We start from the raw sequence: 18,564 nt of genomic DNA, 5'->3' as shown, positions 1-18,564 counted from the left end.
AGAGGGAGGATTTACATGGCAGTGGAACGTAAAAAAACATTAACTAAAGAAATTGTAAATCAAGCGATTGTGGATTCGTTTAAAAAGTTAAACCCTTGGGTGATGATCAAGAATCCTGTCATGTTCGTTGTTGAGGTAGGTACAGTTATTACGCTACTGCTTTCCTTCGCACCAGAGCTATTTGGCTCATCGGACGTTGGGCGGGGTTACAATATTACGGTGTTCCTGATTCTACTCTTCACCTTGTTGTTCGCAAACTTCGCAGAAGCTTTGGCAGAAGGTCGAGGTAAGGCGCAGGCGGATTCCTTGCGTAAAACGAAATCAGATACGAAGGCTCGTCTGGTACAAAAAGATGGATCGTATAAAGAAGTGTCTTCAACAACCCTTCGTAAGGGAGATATCGTTCGTATTGAAATCGGCGAAATTATCCCGTCGGATGGCGAAATCATTGAAGGCTTAGCTTCCATTGATGAATCTGCGATTACAGGTGAATCTGCGCCCGTCATTAAGGAGGCAGGAGGCGATTTCTCCTCCGTAACAGGAGGAACGCGTGTAGCTTCTGACTATATCGTCGTCAAAGTTATGACGGATCCAGGCGAATCGTTCTTGGATCGTATGATTGCCCTGGTAGAAGGGGCTAAACGTCAGAAGACCCCGAATGAAATTGCCTTAACGACGCTGCTTGCCGTGTTGACGTTGATTTTTCTCATTGTCATTATGACGATGGTTCCGATGGCGCAATATTTGAATGTGAAATTAGAAATTTCCACTTTAATAGCTTTACTGGTTTGTCTTATTCCGACGACCATTGGCGGCCTTTTATCTGCCATTGGTATCGCAGGTATGGACCGTGTCACACAGTTTAATGTACTCGCCATGTCGGGGAAAGCGGTTGAAGCAGCCGGAGACATCGATACGATGATACTGGATAAAACGGGGACGATTACCTTCGGGAATCGGATGGCCGCTGAGTTTGTACCGGTAGGTGGCCTGACTGCCAAAGAGGTAACTTTCGCCGCGCTGCAAGCTTCGGTGAAAGATGAAACGCCAGAAGGACGTTCCATTGTGGAACTTGCGAATAAGCTTGGTGAATCCTGGCAAGCTGCAGCATATGAAGGAGCAGAAATGATTGAGTTCTCTGCGGAAACGCGCATGTCCGGACTCAACATAGCGAATGGTACACAAATCCGTAAAGGTGCCGTTGATGCCATTAAGAAATATGTAGCTGCACTTGGCGGTAAAATTCCGACTGATTTAGAAACGATAACGAATCGTATCGCCAAAGCTGGAGGCACTCCGCTGGCTGTTGCGATTAACGAGCGGATTTATGGCGTTATTTACCTCAAGGATACGGTGAAACCGGGCTTGAAGGAACGTTTTGAAGAGCTGCGCGCAATGGGTATCAAAACGGTTATGTGTACAGGGGATAACCCGCTGACTGCAGCAACGATTGCTCTTGAGGCTGGTGTAGACGAGTTTATCGCTGAGGCGAAACCAGAAGATAAGATTGCTGCGATCAAAAAAGAACAGCAAGAAGGTAAGTTAGTTGCCATGACGGGTGACGGAACGAATGATGCGCCTGCCCTAGCGCAGGCTGACGTAGGACTGGCGATGAACTCAGGCACGATGGCTGCCAAAGAAGCGGCCAATATGATTGATCTAGATTCCGATCCAACGAAGCTGCTATCGGTGATCTCCATTGGTAAACAACTGCTGATTACGCGTGGAGCGTTGACGACATTTTCTATCGCTAATGATATTGCCAAATACTTCGCGATCATTCCTGCGATGTTTATCCTAGCGATGCCTCAGCTGCAGGCTTTGAATATTATGAATCTGGCATCGCCGGAGTCGGCTATTCTATCCGCATTAATATTTAATGCGATTATCATCCCTCTTTTGATACCAATCGCCATGAAAGGTGTTAAATATCGGGCTATGTCAGCTAATAGACTATTATCACGGAATGTTCTGCTCTATGGTATCGGTGGTGTGGTTGTGCCGTTCATCGGAATTAAAATCATTGATCTGGTGCTTCATGGATTAAATATCGTCTAGAGAGAAAGAGAAGCGAGGAGATATCGTATGAAATCGGTTTTTATAGCATTACGTGTGTCTTTATTCTTTATGATCGTCTGTGGGCTAATTTACCCGCTTGCAACGACAGGTGTTGCCCAAGTCTTATTTCCGAAACAAGCGGACGGAAGTCTAATTGAATCGAACGGAACGGTGATTGGATCGGAGTTACTAGCCCAAAGCTTCGAATCGCCAAAGCTCTTTCATCCAAGAGCATCCACAGCCAAATATGATCCGACGGCTTCGGTAGGTTCTAACTTGGCAGTGGCTTCGAGCGATTATGCAGCAGCCCTAGCCGAGAAGATTGATGCTTTGAAAAAGGAAAACCCCGCGCTAACTGAGATCCCAGCGGATTTGGTTACCATGTCGGGCTCCGGATTCGATCCGGACTTATCACCAGAAGCGGCCAAAGCGCAGGTTCCTAGAATTAGTAAGGAGACAGGGATCGCAGAGAATAAGCTGAATGATCTTGTTGACCAGTTTACTAAAGCTAGACAGCTCGGTGTTTTCGGTGAGCCAAGGGTAAATGTAATGGAATTAAATATAGAACTGCTTAAGCAAGTGAAATTGTAAGAACATGAGCAGACAGCCACTCTCGTTAGTTGAGAGTGGTTTCTGCACTTTGATAGATGGAGAACGAGGAGAGAGGAGGATGTCGGTTGGATGGTTTCAAAAGGAAAACACCAGAAGAAATTCTGTTATCCATTTCCAAACTGCACCGCGGCAGCCTGAAAATTTATATCGGCGCCGTCAGTGGATCTGGTAAAACCTACCATATGCTCCGAGAGGGCCAAAATCTCAAGCAGCAAGGAATTGATGTGGTTATTTGTGCGGTATCCACGCTCCAAAGGCCAGAAACGGTGGAACAATTAGGGGATCTGGAACGAGTGCCAAGCATTCATTGGATGAAAGATGGTAGCGAGAAAAAAGATTTAAATATAGATGCCTTAATCGCAAGGAACCCAGAAGTTGTCCTCGTGGATGGTTTAGCCCATCTGAATCGGCCCGAAGCTCGCTTTCCAACGAGGTTGGATGATATTAAATACTTGCTATCTCATGATATTAGTGTCATTGCCACGGTTAATGTCTATGAACTAGAAGGAACGATGGAGGTTGCCCAGAGGCTTACAGGCATTGAAGTAGGTACCTGTGTACCCTCCGATACGTTGGAATTGGCTGATGAGGTGCGATTAATTGATGTGACTCCGGAAACGATTTTAACACGTTTGGAAGAAGGCCACTTGAAGGGGAATAAAGCATCCGCGATATTTAAAAGAGGTAACTTAGGCGTACTTCGAGAGTTAGCGCTTCGCTTAGTAGCGGAGGATGTTAACGATTCCTTGGAAGAACATCGCGAACAAATGGGGTACCTAGGTCCTTCTGGCGTATCAGAGCGGATTCTAGTAACGACACAGTATCACTGGAACGGCTCCATTTATGTACGCAGAGGGCAACAAATTGCCAAACGATTAAATGGCGACCTCCATGTTGTGACCCTGTACAAACCTGGTAAACCGCTTACAAAAGAGGCAGCTACCTTTCGAAGATCCATCATGAAGCTTGTTGAAAAAGTAGGGGGGAAGTTTGAAGAAATCCCGCTGCGATATCGTCGTTGTATCCCACAGAAACTAGTGAATTACGCGATGACGCACAAAGTCACACGGATTGTATTAGGCCATTCGAAGCAGACGAAATGGCAAATGTTTTGGCAAGGTTCGGTGATCAATGGACTTTTAAAAAGAGACTTAAATATGGATGTATTTTTGGTTGCGGATCGCGCTGCTCTGGAGGGGGAACGTATACTTCCTGCCCATATTACAAAGGAGAAGGAAGCGTATACGTATAGACGCTTGAGTCAACAAGAGGTCGAGGCGAAAATCGAGAAAATTCGGCGAGGCCGTTTCAAAGTCTACATTGGAGCTGCCCCTGGTGTGGGTAAGACGTATACCATGCTTAGGGAAGGGAATGATCTGCTCAAGAAAGGCATTGATGTCCTAATCGGATTACTTGAAACACATGGGAGAAAAGAGACGATTGAGCAGGTCGGCGCGCTTGAGACCGTACCTCGGGCACAGATTTCATATCAAGGAGTAAAGCTAGAAGAGATGGATACGCAAGCGATCATTGCTCGAAGACCAGAAGTGGTATTAATTGATGAATTAGCGCATTCCAATGTACCTAGCTCGAAGTATAAGAAACGATTCGAAGATGTGCTGGAAATTCTGGAAGCTGGCATATCTGTGATATCAACGGTGAATGTGCAGCATCTAGAAAGCTTAAATGACGCTGTGGAACAGCTTACCGGAATTCGGGTTAGGGAAACCGTCCCCGACAGCATTTTGCGTGCGGCGGATGAAGTGCAGCTCATTGATGTTGCTCCTGGCGCTTTACAGTTGCGCATGAGAGAAGGCAAAATTTATGCGATGGTTAAAGTCGATCAAGCGTTGAACAATTTCTTTAAGACGGGCAACTTGATTGCCCTACGGGAACTTGCACTGCGCGAAATTGCCGACGATGTAGATGAACGATTGGAATCCATGGAACGGAAAAGCTCGCTTCGTGGCCCTTGGCGAAGAAAAGAGGTGATCTACGTATGCATCACGGAAATCTCGCATGCGGATCGACTAGTCCGACGCGGCTTTCGAATTGCACACCGGTTGAAGGCCGTATGGCACGTGAGTTTTATCGTAGTGGGTCATGCGGAGCAATGGAAGCCCAAATTAGAAGTGCTGGAGAAGCTAACGGTTCGATTAGGCGGTGAGTTTTCCTATAAAGAGGTGAATAGCTCTAAGGAAATTGCACCAGCTTTTGCTATCAAAGCGAATGAAGCGGGAGCGACTCAAATTATCGTATGGAAAGATACGGTGGTTAAAAAGTTAGTGCCGTTAACCAATTCGATGGATGTGCTCATTATTTCTGACTATGATAAAAGGCAATCCACGGGGAACAGGTGAATGGGTTAAATACGAGGTGCTGTCTCAAAAGGTGATCTAGACTTTTTGGGAACAGTCCTCTTTTTTTGTTCATGACCTTTGAGTAATGAACCTGCTTCCTCTGCTTCCCGCAATCTAACTGGATATTCTCCATCTATTTGAGAAGTATTTCTAGAATTCGAAAGGTTAACTGTATTTCCTGTAGTTAATTCCTTTCAATTTGCTCATATCTTCAAACTTCATGCAAATTAGCTGTAGTTTTTCCATCTAATCCTGCAAACAGGTCAGATTCGGATAAATTAGCTGTAGTTTATACATCTAAACACGTAGTGGCAGTTAGGAAGAATACCCCAGTGTTAAAAGGTTCTGCTTCACGTCTTCCACGAAAGGTAGGAGCTAAGCGAGAAAGACCGCTTAGCTCCTCAGTTTCTATAAGAGACAGCCTCTGTCCTTATCGTTTATACGTGCAAATCACGTTTCTTAAAGGAAACATACGTTAAGATCGTTAGTCCAACAATTAAGACCATGGGCAAAGTAACATAAACCATATCAAGACCTCCACCATACATCACATTCTTAGCTTCATAATACTTAAATGGTGTGAAATACTTCAAAAATTGCAAGGTATCATTCAAGTCGATCGCAATGGACAAAAGAAATGTTAGGAGAAGGATGGCCGTCGCAAGGGAGGCAGCCTTTTTAGCATTGGTATACACGGCGGCAATCGCCGTTCCTATGACTAAAAAGAGGAGCTGTAGAACAAACATGCTAATCATCACGATAGCGATATTACTTTGGACAGCTTCGCCATGACTATACTTGCCTACAATAAGCAAACTCGAAACCCATGTAATGATGTTGAAAATGAGAATATTGACGCAGGCACTTAGCAATTTCGCGGTGATGACGGTGCTTCTGGATACGGGTTTCACAAAAAGAAACTCCGCCGTTTTATCGCGTTCTTCCTTGGCAATAATGGTCGCACCTAGCATGGCTGCATGGATCGTGGCCATGACATACAAGTACAGCACGAGGATGGCGAAATATCCGCTTGCCTTCGATAAATCCAAGGCACCTGCACCCATGATGACTTGGAGTGATTTGGGCATTTCAGCGATCAGATCATTGATTTGTCCAGTGGAAGCTGTAGCTTCATACTTGGCCATCCCGCTGGCGAGTAGGAATATGATGCCGATGCTCCAAAAGAAGATAGACTTTTTATAAACGTTCAATTCTCTAAGAAAGATATTCATGTAGGACTATCCGCCTCTCATTCATGTTATACAGCATGGACGTCTCTTCTTGTAAATAGGAGATAACTGACTAGCACGAAAACGAAGATAATTCCGGTTGCAGCAAATAAATAAGCAGCTTCATAATTCGCATGATGAATAATAAATTTCGTATCGAAATATTTAAATGGCGATAAATATCGCTTAGTCCCACTATCGTTTGTTGCTATGATCATACCGATAAGGAAGAAGGCGAAGACCGTCCCCAGCGACACGGATAGCACAGCTTTTATTCTAGGGAAAACAACGGATACTAAGATGCCTATAGCTAGAAAGATGAGCTGAACAAAGAACAACGTACTGGAAATCATAATGAACAGGTTGCCGGAAAACTGATCTGGGGATAATTGAACTGCCGTAATGATTGCCGTGATCGTATAAATAGCTGATGTAAGCAGTAGTAAGACAACGGCTGCCAGCAGTTTGGCGGTTAGTATGCGTGTACGGCTAACGGGCTTCGTCAACAGAAAATCGGCTGTTTTCTCTCTCACTTCTTTGGAGAGGATTGAGGTTCCCAGAATCATCGCTTGAATGGCGCCACAAAGGGTTATGTACATGAAAATATATGAATAAAAGCCTAGAATCGACCCGAAGCTCTCAATTTCAATGCCGAGTGCTTTTCGAATTCCCTCAGGATACCCTTTCAATATGTTAGAGAACTCTGATATATCTTTGGAGATGGAGGGGAAAAGGGATAAGAAAAAAATGACAATCAACATTAAAGAAAGCGTCCATATGAGGGTTGTTTTCCTGTAAGCCTTCATTTCGTGCAGAAATATGTTCATTGTCCGATTAGGCCTCCTTTTCGTAGTAATGCATGAAGATCTCTTCTAGATCTGGTTCCTCGATCCAAAGATTCTCGATGTCAATGTCAGCAATTCGTTTCATCACATGATTAATATCGCCTTTAAATAAGAAACTGGTGGAATGCCCCTTCACTTCAATATTATTGACGCCAGGCATTTGGAAGTAATTCGTGTCCAATACATAGGCAGAGTCGATCTTAAATTTCTTGTAATTGTTTTCTTTTAACGTGCTGATTTTCTCGACCGTAACAATTTTTCCTTCTTTAATAATCGCCACGCGATCACACAATCGCTGAACTTCACTTAATATGTGGGAGGAAAATAATATCGTAGCCCCTTTCTTATTTTGCTCTTCGAGCAAATCAAAAAACTTTTGCTGCATGAGCGGATCAAGCCCACTCGTTGGTTCATCAAGAATAATGAGCTTTGGCTCATGGAGCAGTCCCTGAACAATGCCCACTTTCTTTTTATTACCTAAAGACAAATCCTCGATTTTTTTAGTGACATCCAGATCCATAATCTCAATTAATTCTTTCATTTTCTTGGAACAGTCTTTTTTGTAGAAACTCGCAGAGTACTTTAACAGATCAATTACTTTCATGTTGTCGTAATAAAACACTTCGGATGGCAAATAACCGATCTCTTGCCTAATCTCAGGGGCGAACTTGACGCTGTCTTTTCCAAAGATACGAGCAGTACCGCTTGTTGGATAAATGAGAGACAGTAACGTTCGAATCGTTGTTGATTTCCCAGCACCATTGGGTCCGATAAAACCGAAAATTTCCCCTTCCTCAATCGTAAAGCTAATGTTGGATATTCCTCTTGCGTTCCCATAGGTCTTCGTCAGATTATTAATTTCGATTACACTCATCTGGAGGGCCTCCCTTATTTAGTTGATAGTGAACATAGCAAAAAGAAGCCCTAAGGCGTAGAGAAACTCTACTCTCGGACTTCTTCAATGAAAGAAGGTAAGGGTGTGATTCTCTCTCAAAGCACTTACGAGGTTAGCTGTCGGATTCGGACTTGAGAGCGTCCTACCTAGACTTGTTACAGTCCAGGATTCACCCCGTGAAGCCAAGTGTGATTGAAATGGCTTCGGTTGGTTCCCCCGTTTCCCATGATGGGAATTAAGTGTTTAATATTGGAAATATTCATTTGTTAAATGAATCATACGCCGATCAATGTGGATTGTAAAATGCAAACTTACCCGATATTCTCGGTTTTTTGACCCTCTGACCGAAAGGCAGTCGATTTAATGAGATGGCATACTCATTTCTAACGAATTCTACAACGTGACTTCTTTTTAGAGGGATATCAATGACTTTCCTATGACCAGATGGCAGAAACAGCGAGAAATTTTCATAAAAAAGGAAAAGTAGTGCACGCTACAAGTAACGAACGTGGTTGAAGGGGAATATCCCAATGAGTGAACGCGATTTGGTCAGCAAGCTAATCAATAAGTTAAGTAGGAAACATACAACAGTTCACAATCAAAGTCAGAATCCGCTGCCATCTGTGATAGAAGCAGATCAGCATAAACTGTATAGAGATTTAGAGAAAAATGAAGAAATGCTTCGCTCGATTTACCATAATTGCTCAGACGTGGTTTTTCGATCTGTCCGAATTGGTGGAAGAATCAAAGCCATTTTAGTGTATATAGAAGGTTTATCGGATGCCTTAGCTGTTGATGAGTATGTCATTGCACCACTGATCCGGGAGGATTCCGAGCAGAATCATGAGGTTTGGCAGCTAGTCGAGCGAAGAATATCCGTCTCTGAAGTCAATGAAGTACATACTTTTAAGAAATGTGTCGATTATCTCTCCAATGGAAATCCGATTCTACTGTGTGACAAGGAAGCGAAAGGGCTTGCATTAGGATTATGCAAATGGGAGAAGCGCGGCATTGAAGAACCAGTTGCTGAAGTGGGTATCAGGGGACCGAGGGAAGGCTTTACCGAAACCTTACGAATCACGACCTCTCAAATACGTCGAATTATTAAGAGTCCTAGGCTCAAAATGGAAGCGATGAAAATGGGGGAGTACACGCAGACAAATGTTGTCCTTGCTTATATAGAAGGACTTGTGAATGAATCGCTATTGGTCGAAGTCAGGAATCGACTACAACGCATTCGGATAGACGGGATCCTAGAGAGTGGCTATATCGAGGAATTGATTGAGGATGCGCCTTACTCTCCTTTTCCACAGCTGCTCAGTACAGAACGCCCCGATGTGACTTGTGGCAATCTGCTGGAGGGGAGATTCGCCATTCTAATTGAGGGAACGCCCTTTGTTTTAATTGCTCCCATTAGCATTTTTTCCTTGTTTCAATCAGCGGAAGATTATTATCAGCGCTTTGTCATCTCTACATTAATTCGCTGGCTTCGTTATGGTTTTATCCTGATTTCACTCTTGCTGCCATCGGTGTATGTAGCGCTGCTTACGTTTCACCAGGAGATGGTGCCAGGCTCTTTATTGATCAGCATGGCTAGCGCGCGTGAAGCCGTACCTTTCCCAGCTCTCGTTGAAGCGATGTTGATGGAAGTTACCTTTGAAGCGCTTCGTGAAGCGGGCGTACGATTGCCGAAGCAAGTCGGCGCAGCCGTCAGCATTGTCGGAGCACTCGTCATAGGACAAGCGGCCGTTCAAGCTGGTCTTGTTTCTGCTCCGATGGTCATTGTAGTTGCGATTACCGGCATCGCTTCCTTTATGGTTCCGCGCTACGTCTCCGGAATTGCCATTCGTATGCTGCGCTTTCCGTTGATATTTCTCGCCGGCACGCTGGGGCTTCTGGGGATTATGATGGGGCTCATTGCCATCGTGCTTCATATGTGCAGCTTGCGCTCTTTTGGCGTTCCCTATTTGTCTTCTCTCACATCTCCAAAGCTGAGTGAAATGAAAGATATTTTGATTCGGGCTCCATGGTGGATGATGGATAAACGCCCACACTTTACAGGGCAGGATTACAACGAGAACCGGCAGGCGCCTGGGCAGAAACCAAGTCCTAAGCAGGATAGCGAAACGTAATGGAAAGAGTGGTGAATCTACATGCTAGAGAAGGGTCAGATATCAGCCTTTCAGCTAGGAATTATGATGTATCCGACTGTGTTAGCAACGGGCTTTTTGGCTCTGCCGACCATAACATCGCATTACGCACATAATGATCTTTGGATGACACCACTCCTTGCCTCTGTGAGCGGGTTCATTGCCATTTTTGTTGCGATTAAGTTGCATGAGCTATTTCCGAAGCAGACGATCAGCCAATACAGCACACACATTATCGGGAGAATTCCTGGATTGATCTTAAGTCTCTTCTACGTATTTCTCAATCTGCATGGGGCAGGTCAGATCGCTCGGCAATATGCTGATTTTGTGAAGGCCTGTTTCCTATTCAAAACACCGATTCTTATGATCGTTTACGCCATCATTCTGCTTGCGGCTTTCGCTGTACGAGGTGGTGTGGAGATGCTTGCACGAAGTGCTGTGATTTTTACACCTGTCTTTATTTTACCCTTGTGCATCTTTGTGCTGCTTATTCCCAACATGGACATAAAGAACATTCTTCCTTTTTTGGAAAGAGGCATTGTCCCTGTGTTTAAGGGAACGGCAGCGCCGCAGGCTTGGTTTAGTGAGTTTTTTCTAATTTCCTATTTCCTACCGTACTTAAGCGATTTGAGCAAATCAAGGAAATGGAGTGTGATCTCACTTTCATTCGTGGTTGTAACCATGATCTATGTCGACTTGGTCTCCTTATTTTTATTTGGGCCCGATACGGATAATAAAATATACCCTGTCTTAATCGCGATTCGTTACATTAGCGTGGCTAATTTTTTTGAGAATTTGGAATCTTTGCTATTGGCCATGTGGGTCGTCGGGAATTTTATTAAAATTAGTATATTTTATTATGTTGCGGTGCTTTCCATCTCACAAAGTTTAAAGCTTTCCGATTACCGTCCTTATGTTTTTCCGATGGGTCTGTGTATTCTCGTTTTTAGTTTTTGGGATATTGAGAGTTTTTCGCATTTAAGCGTATTTTTGAAAATTGTAAATCCGTTCTACGTCTCCTTTTTCTTTGTACTCATTCCGTCGCTTTTGCTTGTAGTGGCTGTTGTTCGCAAAAGGATAACGACGAGTAAAGGAACGTAGACAGATGAAAATAGGGTTGAAGATATGCCTAGTACTCTTATCTATTTGTGTGCTTGCAGGTTGTTGGGACCGTACGGAACTCAATGATTTGGCGTTGATCTCTGCCTTAGCTTTGGACCAAACTGAGGATAACCAAATTCAAGTGACGGCTCAAATTTTAGTTCCTCAGAGCCAAGACGGCGCAGGCGTAAGCGGAGCAAGCGGCGGCAGCAATGGAGCGGCCAGACACACCGTCATACGAACTGGCAAAGGACTCAATATGTCAGATGCATTGTCCAAGCTCCAGCGAGTCGTGCCTAGAAAGCTTTTTTGGGGACAATGCAAAGTGTTTATTTTCAGCAAATCAGTGGCAGAAGCGGGTATCCACGATCATTTTGACTTTCTGATTAGACATCCTAATCCTAGAGAGCGTGCCTATCTGCTTGTCAGCGGTGGTAAAGCGGCGGATGCACTTGAATTATTTCCTCCCATCGAACGCACTTCGGCGGAAGTGATTCGCAAGTTAACCGAGCTGCAGATTGGCATCAAAGTGACCATGGAACAAATGAGCATGATGTTAAAGAGTGATTCGCAATCGGCCGCGCTTCCCTTCGTCCAAATTCTGCCACGGGCCAAATCGTCAGCACCCTTTCAGACCATTCCCTACATAATGGGAACAGCTATTTTTAAAAAAGACAAGATGGTTGGAGAAATCTCGGAAAAGGAAACGCGGGGCTTACTGTGGATCATTAATAAAATAAAACATTACACGATTACCTTCATCATGGATGAAAAGGATAGTGTCATATCTTTAAATCCAGTTACTGCGGATATTAAATTAATTCCTAACATTGATGGCGAGACATGGATCATGACGATTCAAGTGCGTACGGAAGGTGCAATCGTTCAGAACAGCACGCACATGGATCCGATGAAGCCGGAAGTCATTAACAATATGAACAAGGAATTTGAACGTGTCGTGAAGGACCGTATCGAGCTGGCACTTCAAGTGGTTCAAGGCCAATTAAAGGTTGATGTGTTCAACTTTGCTAAGGTATTTCATAGGAAATATCCCAAGCAATGGGCGCAAGTGAAGGACAATTGGGAGGAGTTATTCCCAAAGGTGGAAGTAAGGATAGATGTCGAAGCTAACATTCTCAGAACGGGGCTTGTTAACGCACCGGGAGGTGTACCAGAGGAGGTGGAGTAATATGAATGGTTACTTTTTCAGTTATGTCACATTAAGTGTGTTACTGATTACGGTGTTTCAATGGCCAAAGCTAAAACAAAAAACAAAACAAGAAAAAACAACATTCATTGTAATGCTCCTTCTTGTATGGGGGTTATCCATGTTGGATCTGCCCAATACACCAGGTCCTACTACGTTGATTAGCTTTGTCTTCAAGCCATTTTCTGAACTGATTGGCCTGTAGGTATTGTTTAAAAGATGGCTGAAAAGTTTATTGATTAGTGGGGGCACATGTTTCTCCCCCTGACTGGGTAAACCAAATAATGGGATCTCATGCCAACTACCAATACAGATAAGGAGTGGTACCTCGTGAATATACAGACATCACACAAAGCTTTGATGATACTGCCGGACTTGAAGGACAAGGTTGCTTTGATCACAGGAGCAGGATCCGGTATTGGACGAGCTGCCGCTGTGCTGCTGGCGAGGCAAGGGATGAAAGTATGCCTTGCTGATTTGAAGGACGAACGGTTGGAGGAGACGAAGCAAGAGATAGCATCAGCAGGTGGTCAGGCGATCACTGTTGATATTGACGTTTCCGATCCGGACCGAGTGGCACAGGCTTTTGAGCAGGTAGCCAAGACCTGGGGACAGTTGAATATGGTCTTTGCTAATGCTGGTATCAACGGTGTTTTGGCGCCGATCGAAGACATGGAGCCGGAGGATTGGGATCGTACGCTTTCTGTCAATCTAAAGGGGACGTTCCTTTGTGTGAAACATGCGATTCCTCAAATGAAAGAACATGGCGGCAGCATCGTCATCACGAGTTCCATTAACGGAAGTCGCGCATTCTCCAATTTTGGGATGACGGCCTATAGCTCGTCCAAAGCTGGCCAAGTGGCATTTGCCAAAATGGCTGCCTTAGAATTGGCCCAGTACCGAATCCGCGTCAACGCGATTTGCCCGGGGTCCATCAAGACCAATATCGGAGAGAATACACAGCCGACGCCGGAGCTCGAGAAAATTAAAATTCCCGTCAAGTATCCGAAGGGGAGTCAGCCGTTGGAACACGCACCTGGCCAACCAGAGCAGGTGGCCCATCTAGTCGCTTTCCTTGCCTCTGATGCTTCTAGCCATATCACGGGCACGGAACTTTTCATTGATGGCGCGGAATCGCTGCTATAATCCTTTCAGTTGGCAAAAAAATCTCCCGTGAGCATGATCACGGGAGATGCTCTTTATTTGGGTTCCAGCTCCAATGGTAAAAAGGCATATTCACCATTTCTTATAATGTCACATTTGCGAACGGGAATTGGATATTTGAAAAGGGGACCATCGATGACGGTGGTATGAAATTCGCCGCCTTCTCCACAGGGATCAATCCCGCGATCGACAAGCTCTTGGATATAAGCATGGGTTAATATGCGTCCTAGATCGTCTTCCCGCATGTTTAAAGATAAGTTAACCGTCACAAGGATAGATACAAATCCTAGATTAATGAACGTTTCCACAGCTTCGCGATGATCCATTTGCCATAGAGGCATTCCCAGCTGTAATCCAGCTTTTGCCGACACTTCGTCTTGCCAACAGCCATGTGCTGTCATGTCCAAGTCTCCGGTTACTAAAACTTCGGCTCCTTGCTGCTTCGCATTCTCCAACAGCCCAATAAACACTTTTTCGTAATCAGCCCAACTGGCTGCCGCCGTAAATACGGGTAATCCAATAGAGTCAGCTTGGGCAAAAATAACCTCAGGAGGCATGCCATGGGATCTGGAACGTTTCCCTTCTTCCTCGAGCATAACGATGAGTCCCATAGCTTCGCCGACCTTCATTGCCTGATAAAGAGCTAACATACTATCCTTGCCACCGCTAAAAGAAGCGATAAACTTACGCCCGTCGGCGCCATTTAGCCAATTCCTAACTGTTGTCATTCCGATCATTCCCCTTTTTATCTAAGAAACCAAACCTTAATAATAATATCATCTTTTATTTCATACATGGCAACAGCTTCTAGCATAGCGCCGCCTTCTAATCGTCCCGTTATTTCTTCATGATCAATGACATATTTGCCATGATGAATTCGTTTATCCACCGTTGCATGCATATTGGGAAAGGTCTCGAACAATTTTTGATAGCGTGCTCTCATAGCCGCTTGTCCTTCCATGGTGAGGGTATCCGGAAAATCGTAAATTTTTACATCTTCGCTATAGCATCCCATGAACAAGTCAATATTTTTGTCGTTATAAGCTTGCAGTTGTCTTTGTACAACCGAATCTGTCATCGTACTTCCTCCATAAACCATATATTGTGGTCCGTTTAATGATTATCCAACTGCTTGCCCAGCATGTCCAACATTTCCTTGGTACCGTGTTCGCGCTGAGCTGGTGTGTCGTGACCATCCAAGAAGACACCTTGTTCCGTAAAAATCAGCTTCGTACCCGTACCCTCCTGTTTGAACTCCACAGTTGTGACCGAAGTCGACATCCGCTTCTCATCCATATCCAAGGTGTAGCTGTATACAATGCGCTCGTTCGAGACAATGTCATGATACCGGGCATCGTAAGTAAATACAGGGCCATCAGGAGGGCCACCCTGACTTCGTTCCTCACCACCGACACGAAAGTCGAAGGTATCCGGTTTGGAGAACCATTTCTCTTTCAGTTGAGCATCCGCCCAAGAGGCAAACACTCGCGCTGGTGAAGCTTTATAGATACGCTCAATGACAAATGTGTTATGTACGGCAAATCGTTCACTCATAGAAGTCAGCTCCCTTAATTTGAATCGTCGGAATGTCCGTCAACGAGGTCACCAAGCAGATCTAGCCGGTGTTCCCACGTCATTCGACGTTCGATGATATATTTTTCATGACTCTTTTTCATCATGTCCAGCAATGTTGTAAAATCATCAATCGTCACAGGCTGTTTCAACTGCATAAGATTGGATACGTACGCTAATTCGTTCAAAAGATTCTGCTGAATCTGAATATTTTCTTTCAGACGAGCCATTTGCAGCGATACAATCTCCAGTGGACTAAACTGCTTGCCGGTTAATACAGATTTCACTTCATCCAGCGTTAAGCCTAGCTCTTTCAGCGATAAAATTTGCTGCAGCCGCGAAAGATCCGCTTCACTGTACAGCCTGTGTCCCGATACGGAATGCGCCGAGGGCGAGAACAGGCTAATTTGATCGTAAAACCGCAATGTACGTATTGTGAGTCCCGTGAGTTTAGCAAGTTCCCCCACTTTCCAAAGCTGCTTCATAATCATCTCCTTTTGCTACGCTAGCTGTTTACCGGTAACTATACTATAAATCATAACGTAACGTCAGGTTCAAGTGTTTAGGAGATTTTTTTGGCATTTATTTGTATGATGAGAGGGTAGTGTTCTATCAGCTTGCACAAGCTAGAGAGCAGATAACCTAAGGAGTGGTCGTATTGGCGCGCGTTTTATTTATCAATGGTGGATCAGAAGGTCATATCAATCCAACGATTGGCGTCGTACAAGAGCTGATATCGCGTGGAGAAGAGGTCGTGTATGTTACGATCGAAGCGTATAGGGAACGAATAGAAAAGACGGGAGCTACCGTACTCACATTTGACCATCAAGCATTTATTAAAGCCTTTATCTCAGGTGGAAGAACGTATGCGCTTGAACGTATTAACGGACTTTTACTTACGGCAGATATCGTCATACCTAGTGTGCTTGAACAGATCAAGGATGAGCAATTTGATTATATGATCCATGATGCGATGTTTGGTTGTGGGCATTTACTGGGTCAAATGCTGAAGCTTCCAGCAATCAGCTCTTGTACGTCATTTGTGCAAACGCAGACCTCATTCGATCACATGTTAGAACGTTTTTACACACAAGTTCCTGCAGAAATAGTGAAACCCATTCAAGATAAGTTTGAAAGTCTGACGATCCAGCTACAAGAAAAATATGGGGTAGAGATTCCTTCACCTTATGAAGTATTCTGCAATCCTGCACCACTTACCATTGTTTACACAACTAGGGAGTTCCAACCTGAGGGAGATACCTTCGATGAGACTTTTCAGTTTGTAGGTCCATCAATTTCTCAACGGCCAGCGCAAGTAGACCTTGACTTATCTGCTATCGAAGGGCAAAATACGATTTACATTTCACTAGGTACAGTCTTTAACCAAGCGATTGATTTCTATAAACTGTGTATGAAGGCATTAGGCAACATGGAGCATAAAATTGTGATGTCAATTGGTAGTAGGACACAAATGGCCGATTTAGGTGAAATTCCTAGCAACTTCATCGTCAGAAATTATGTGCCGCAAATGGAAATCCTGACGCATAGTAGGTTATTTATCACACATGGCGGTATGAATAGTGTCCATGAAGGTCTCTACGAGGGTGTTCCGCTTATTGTCATCCCGCAAAGCGCAGATCAGCCGATAATTGCAGGGCAAGTCGTGAATATCGGAGCAGGTATAACGTTAGCGATGCAAGGGTTGACCGTAGATCAACTACGTGAAGCTGTAGATCATGTGTTAAGTGACCCCTCTTTCAAGCAAGCTGCTGCCAACAGTCAAGCGTTTCTTCGCCAATCGGGTGGGTATCATCAAGCTGTGGATGAGATTTTCAAATTTAAGTCTAAAAACAATATCGAATGTTAATAGTAAAGCTAACTAATTAATGGATGGGAGGAAGCTGAATGGAAGCTTTTACGGAATTTATAGAGCGTATTGATAATCCGCAGCATCGAGAACGCACGGAAGAGGTTTTAACTTGGGTAGCGGAGCAATTTCCAACGTTAAAGCCGAAAATTGCCTGGAATCAGCCGATGTTTACGGATCACGATACATTCATTATTGGCTTCAGCGTATCGAAGCAGCATCTGGCCGTTGCCCCTGAAAAGGCAGGCATGCAACGTTTCGCTGAAGATATTGTGCAGGCTGGCTACGATCACACCAAAGAACTAATTCGTATGAAGTGGAATAGCCCGGTAGACTATGCATTACTTGAGAAAATAATTGCGTTTAATATCATGGATAAGGCGGATTGTTCGACTTTTTGGCGGAAATAGCCTAAAAGCAAGGTAGTTAGGAGTGAAAAGTGTCTCCGGCCATATACGTGGCTAGCGGGGCACTTTTTTTACTCAATAATAGTTGCAATAACATCCTATTTGGCATATGATGAAATTAGTTGCAATAGCATTCTATTTATAGGGGGGAAGCAAGCTGAGTCAACAATGGAGTCAACAAGACGATAGTACACCAACAGAATCACACGGCCAGTACATTTCAGCCATATACCGCCATATGCAGATAGCGATATCGGCCGAGTTGGCGCCATATCGAATTGGAAGCGGGCAATATATTTTTCTAATGGCGATCGCTTCTGGGCAGCCGATTACTCAGAAAGCACTGAGCGAAAAGCTGCTTATTGATAAGACGACAACCGCCAAAGCCATATCCAAGCTAGAAGCAGAAGGTTATGTACGCAGGGAAGTCGATACCGCAGACAATCGCTATCAATTATTATATTTGACGGAATCAGGGCGTGAGGTGGTACCCAAGGTACAGGAAGCGCTAGCTCGTATCAAAAATAAAACCAGAAAGGGCATGACCGATGAGGAGTATGACAGGATGTTAAATCTTCTGGAAATCGTGCTTCACAATCTGACCGAGGAAGAGCATTCGCAGGGTTAATCGGAAACGAGTCAATACATGTGGGGAGGATGTCAATGATGAAAGCTATTCCTTTTATCGTGGTAGACAACTGCAAGGATGAAATCAAGTATTATCAGCGCATATTTGGTGGTGAGGTCACGATTTTACGCAAGCAAGGAGAAGAAGTGCTTAACGCGGACCTACATGTCGAGGGTGCCATCCTGAAGTTTGCAGATACACTTGCGGCCAAGCCAACATTGAAAGGCGATTACGTGAGAGTGTTCGTGACTATCGAAAGAGAAGAAGCATTCCGAACCATTTACGAGGAGCTTGCGGCTGGTGGGGCTATTAACGTGGAGATGTATGAGGCACCGTTCAACGGACTTCTCGCCATCGTTACCGATAGAAACGGCGTATGCTGGGTGTTGTCCTATTACCGAACATAATCTCAGAATTCGCGTCGTATAGTTTCAAAAAAAGACCTTTCACCCTATCCATCGTTGGATGC

At 44.4% G+C, this 18,564-nt stretch carries 19 protein-coding genes and 1 riboswitch; of the genes, 12 read left to right on the top strand and 7 right to left on the bottom strand.

The window, feature by feature from the left end:
• Nucleotides 1-15: 15 nt before the first annotated feature.
• The 3 genes from kdpB (at nt 16) to AC58QM_RS13945 (ending at nt 5,030) form a co-directional block, all read left to right on the top strand.
• Nucleotides 16-2,058, top strand: a complete 2,043-nt coding sequence (gene kdpB / locus AC58QM_RS13955; protein WP_497284884.1) for a potassium-transporting ATPase subunit KdpB — start codon at nt 16-18, stop codon at nt 2,056-2,058.
• Nucleotides 2,059-2,085: 27 nt separating this feature from the next.
• Nucleotides 2,086-2,649: a potassium-transporting ATPase subunit KdpC gene (gene kdpC / locus AC58QM_RS13950; protein WP_497284882.1), complete on the top strand. Its 564-nt coding sequence runs from the start codon at nt 2,086-2,088 to the stop codon at nt 2,647-2,649.
• An 86-nt stretch (nt 2,650-2,735) separates the two neighbouring features.
• Nucleotides 2,736-5,030: a histidine kinase gene (locus tag AC58QM_RS13945; protein ID WP_497284880.1), complete on the top strand. Its 2,295-nt coding sequence runs from the start codon at nt 2,736-2,738 to the stop codon at nt 5,028-5,030.
• Nucleotides 5,031-5,467: 437 nt separating this feature from the next.
• Here the strand turns inward: AC58QM_RS13945 and AC58QM_RS13940 are convergent, their stop codons facing one another.
• From AC58QM_RS13940 to AC58QM_RS13930, 3 genes are read right to left on the bottom strand one after another with little or no spacing between them, the layout of a single operon-like run.
• Nucleotides 5,468-6,262 carry a DUF2705 family protein gene (locus tag AC58QM_RS13940; protein ID WP_497284878.1) on the bottom strand — a complete coding sequence of 265 codons (795 nt, stop codon included), beginning with the start codon at nt 6,260-6,262 and terminating at the stop codon, nt 5,468-5,470.
• Between the two features lie 26 nt (nt 6,263-6,288).
• Complete coding sequence (locus AC58QM_RS13935; RefSeq protein ID WP_497284876.1) at nt 6,289-7,086, bottom strand: DUF2705 family protein; 798 nt, start codon at nt 7,084-7,086, stop codon at nt 6,289-6,291.
• A 7-nt stretch (nt 7,087-7,093) separates the two neighbouring features.
• Nucleotides 7,094-7,978, bottom strand: a complete 885-nt coding sequence (locus AC58QM_RS13930; protein WP_497284875.1) for an ABC transporter ATP-binding protein — start codon at nt 7,976-7,978, stop codon at nt 7,094-7,096.
• Nucleotides 7,979-8,084: 106 nt separating this feature from the next.
• A riboswitch (cyclic di-AMP (ydaO/yuaA leader) is annotated at nt 8,085-8,251 on the bottom strand.
• 278 nt (nt 8,252-8,529) lie between these two features.
• On the opposite strand from AC58QM_RS13930, the gene AC58QM_RS13925 reads away from it, so the two are divergent.
• The 5 genes from AC58QM_RS13925 to AC58QM_RS13905 all read left to right on the top strand — a co-directional run bounded on the left by AC58QM_RS13925 (nt 8,530) and on the right by AC58QM_RS13905 (nt 13,603).
• The gene (locus tag AC58QM_RS13925; protein ID WP_497284873.1) at nt 8,530-10,131 is read left to right on the top strand and encodes a spore germination protein; all 1,602 of its coding nucleotides are present in this window, start codon (nt 8,530-8,532) and stop codon (nt 10,129-10,131) included.
• A 21-nt stretch (nt 10,132-10,152) separates the two neighbouring features.
• Nucleotides 10,153-11,250 carry a GerAB/ArcD/ProY family transporter gene (locus AC58QM_RS13920; RefSeq protein WP_497284871.1) on the top strand — a complete coding sequence of 366 codons (1,098 nt, stop codon included), beginning with the start codon at nt 10,153-10,155 and terminating at the stop codon, nt 11,248-11,250.
• Nucleotides 11,251-11,254: 4 nt separating this feature from the next.
• Nucleotides 11,255-12,439 carry a Ger(x)C family spore germination protein gene (locus tag AC58QM_RS13915; RefSeq protein WP_497284870.1) on the top strand — a complete coding sequence of 395 codons (1,185 nt, stop codon included), beginning with the start codon at nt 11,255-11,257 and terminating at the stop codon, nt 12,437-12,439.
• Nucleotide 12,440: 1 nt separating this feature from the next.
• Nucleotides 12,441-12,662, top strand: coding sequence for a hypothetical protein (locus tag AC58QM_RS13910; protein WP_497284868.1), 222 nt, complete (start codon nt 12,441-12,443; stop codon nt 12,660-12,662).
• Nucleotides 12,663-12,817: 155 nt separating this feature from the next.
• Nucleotides 12,818-13,603, top strand: a complete 786-nt coding sequence (locus AC58QM_RS13905; protein ID WP_497285301.1) for an SDR family oxidoreductase — start codon at nt 12,818-12,820, stop codon at nt 13,601-13,603.
• A gap of 53 nt (nt 13,604-13,656) precedes the next feature.
• Here AC58QM_RS13905 and AC58QM_RS13900 read toward each other — a convergent pair whose 3' ends face one another.
• From AC58QM_RS13900 to AC58QM_RS13885, 4 genes are read right to left on the bottom strand one after another with little or no spacing between them, the layout of a single operon-like run.
• Entirely contained in the window at nt 13,657-14,349 is a 693-nt protein-coding gene (locus tag AC58QM_RS13900) for a Dph6-related ATP pyrophosphatase (RefSeq protein WP_497284866.1), read from the bottom strand.
• A gap of 17 nt (nt 14,350-14,366) precedes the next feature.
• Nucleotides 14,367-14,699: a nuclear transport factor 2 family protein gene (locus AC58QM_RS13895; protein ID WP_497284865.1), complete on the bottom strand. Its 333-nt coding sequence runs from the start codon at nt 14,697-14,699 to the stop codon at nt 14,367-14,369.
• Nucleotides 14,700-14,734: 35 nt separating this feature from the next.
• Nucleotides 14,735-15,175: an SRPBCC family protein gene (locus tag AC58QM_RS13890; protein ID WP_497284863.1), complete on the bottom strand. Its 441-nt coding sequence runs from the start codon at nt 15,173-15,175 to the stop codon at nt 14,735-14,737.
• 14 nt (nt 15,176-15,189) lie between these two features.
• On the bottom strand, nt 15,190-15,678 hold the full coding sequence (locus AC58QM_RS13885) for a MerR family transcriptional regulator (protein ID WP_497284861.1): 489 nt from the start codon (nt 15,676-15,678) through the stop codon (nt 15,190-15,192).
• 173 nt (nt 15,679-15,851) lie between these two features.
• Between AC58QM_RS13885 and AC58QM_RS13880 the strand changes: the two genes are divergently transcribed.
• The 4 genes from AC58QM_RS13880 to AC58QM_RS13865 all read left to right on the top strand — a co-directional run bounded on the left by AC58QM_RS13880 (nt 15,852) and on the right by AC58QM_RS13865 (nt 18,502).
• The gene (locus AC58QM_RS13880; RefSeq protein ID WP_497284859.1) at nt 15,852-17,060 is read left to right on the top strand and encodes a macrolide family glycosyltransferase; all 1,209 of its coding nucleotides are present in this window, start codon (nt 15,852-15,854) and stop codon (nt 17,058-17,060) included.
• Between the two features lie 38 nt (nt 17,061-17,098).
• Complete coding sequence (locus tag AC58QM_RS13875; RefSeq protein ID WP_497284858.1) at nt 17,099-17,470, top strand: iron chaperone; 372 nt, start codon at nt 17,099-17,101, stop codon at nt 17,468-17,470.
• 259 nt (nt 17,471-17,729) lie between these two features.
• Nucleotides 17,730-18,095: a MarR family winged helix-turn-helix transcriptional regulator gene (locus AC58QM_RS13870; protein WP_497284856.1), complete on the top strand. Its 366-nt coding sequence runs from the start codon at nt 17,730-17,732 to the stop codon at nt 18,093-18,095.
• Nucleotides 18,096-18,130: 35 nt separating this feature from the next.
• On the top strand, nt 18,131-18,502 hold the full coding sequence (locus tag AC58QM_RS13865; protein WP_497284854.1) for a VOC family protein: 372 nt from the start codon (nt 18,131-18,133) through the stop codon (nt 18,500-18,502).
• The last annotated feature ends 62 nt before the right edge of the window (nt 18,503-18,564 follow it).

This window comes from Paenibacillus sp. J22P165 (genome assembly GCF_059692015.1).
The sequence above is the reverse complement of the archived record's forward strand: the minus strand, read 5'-3'. Positions and strand labels throughout refer to the sequence as shown.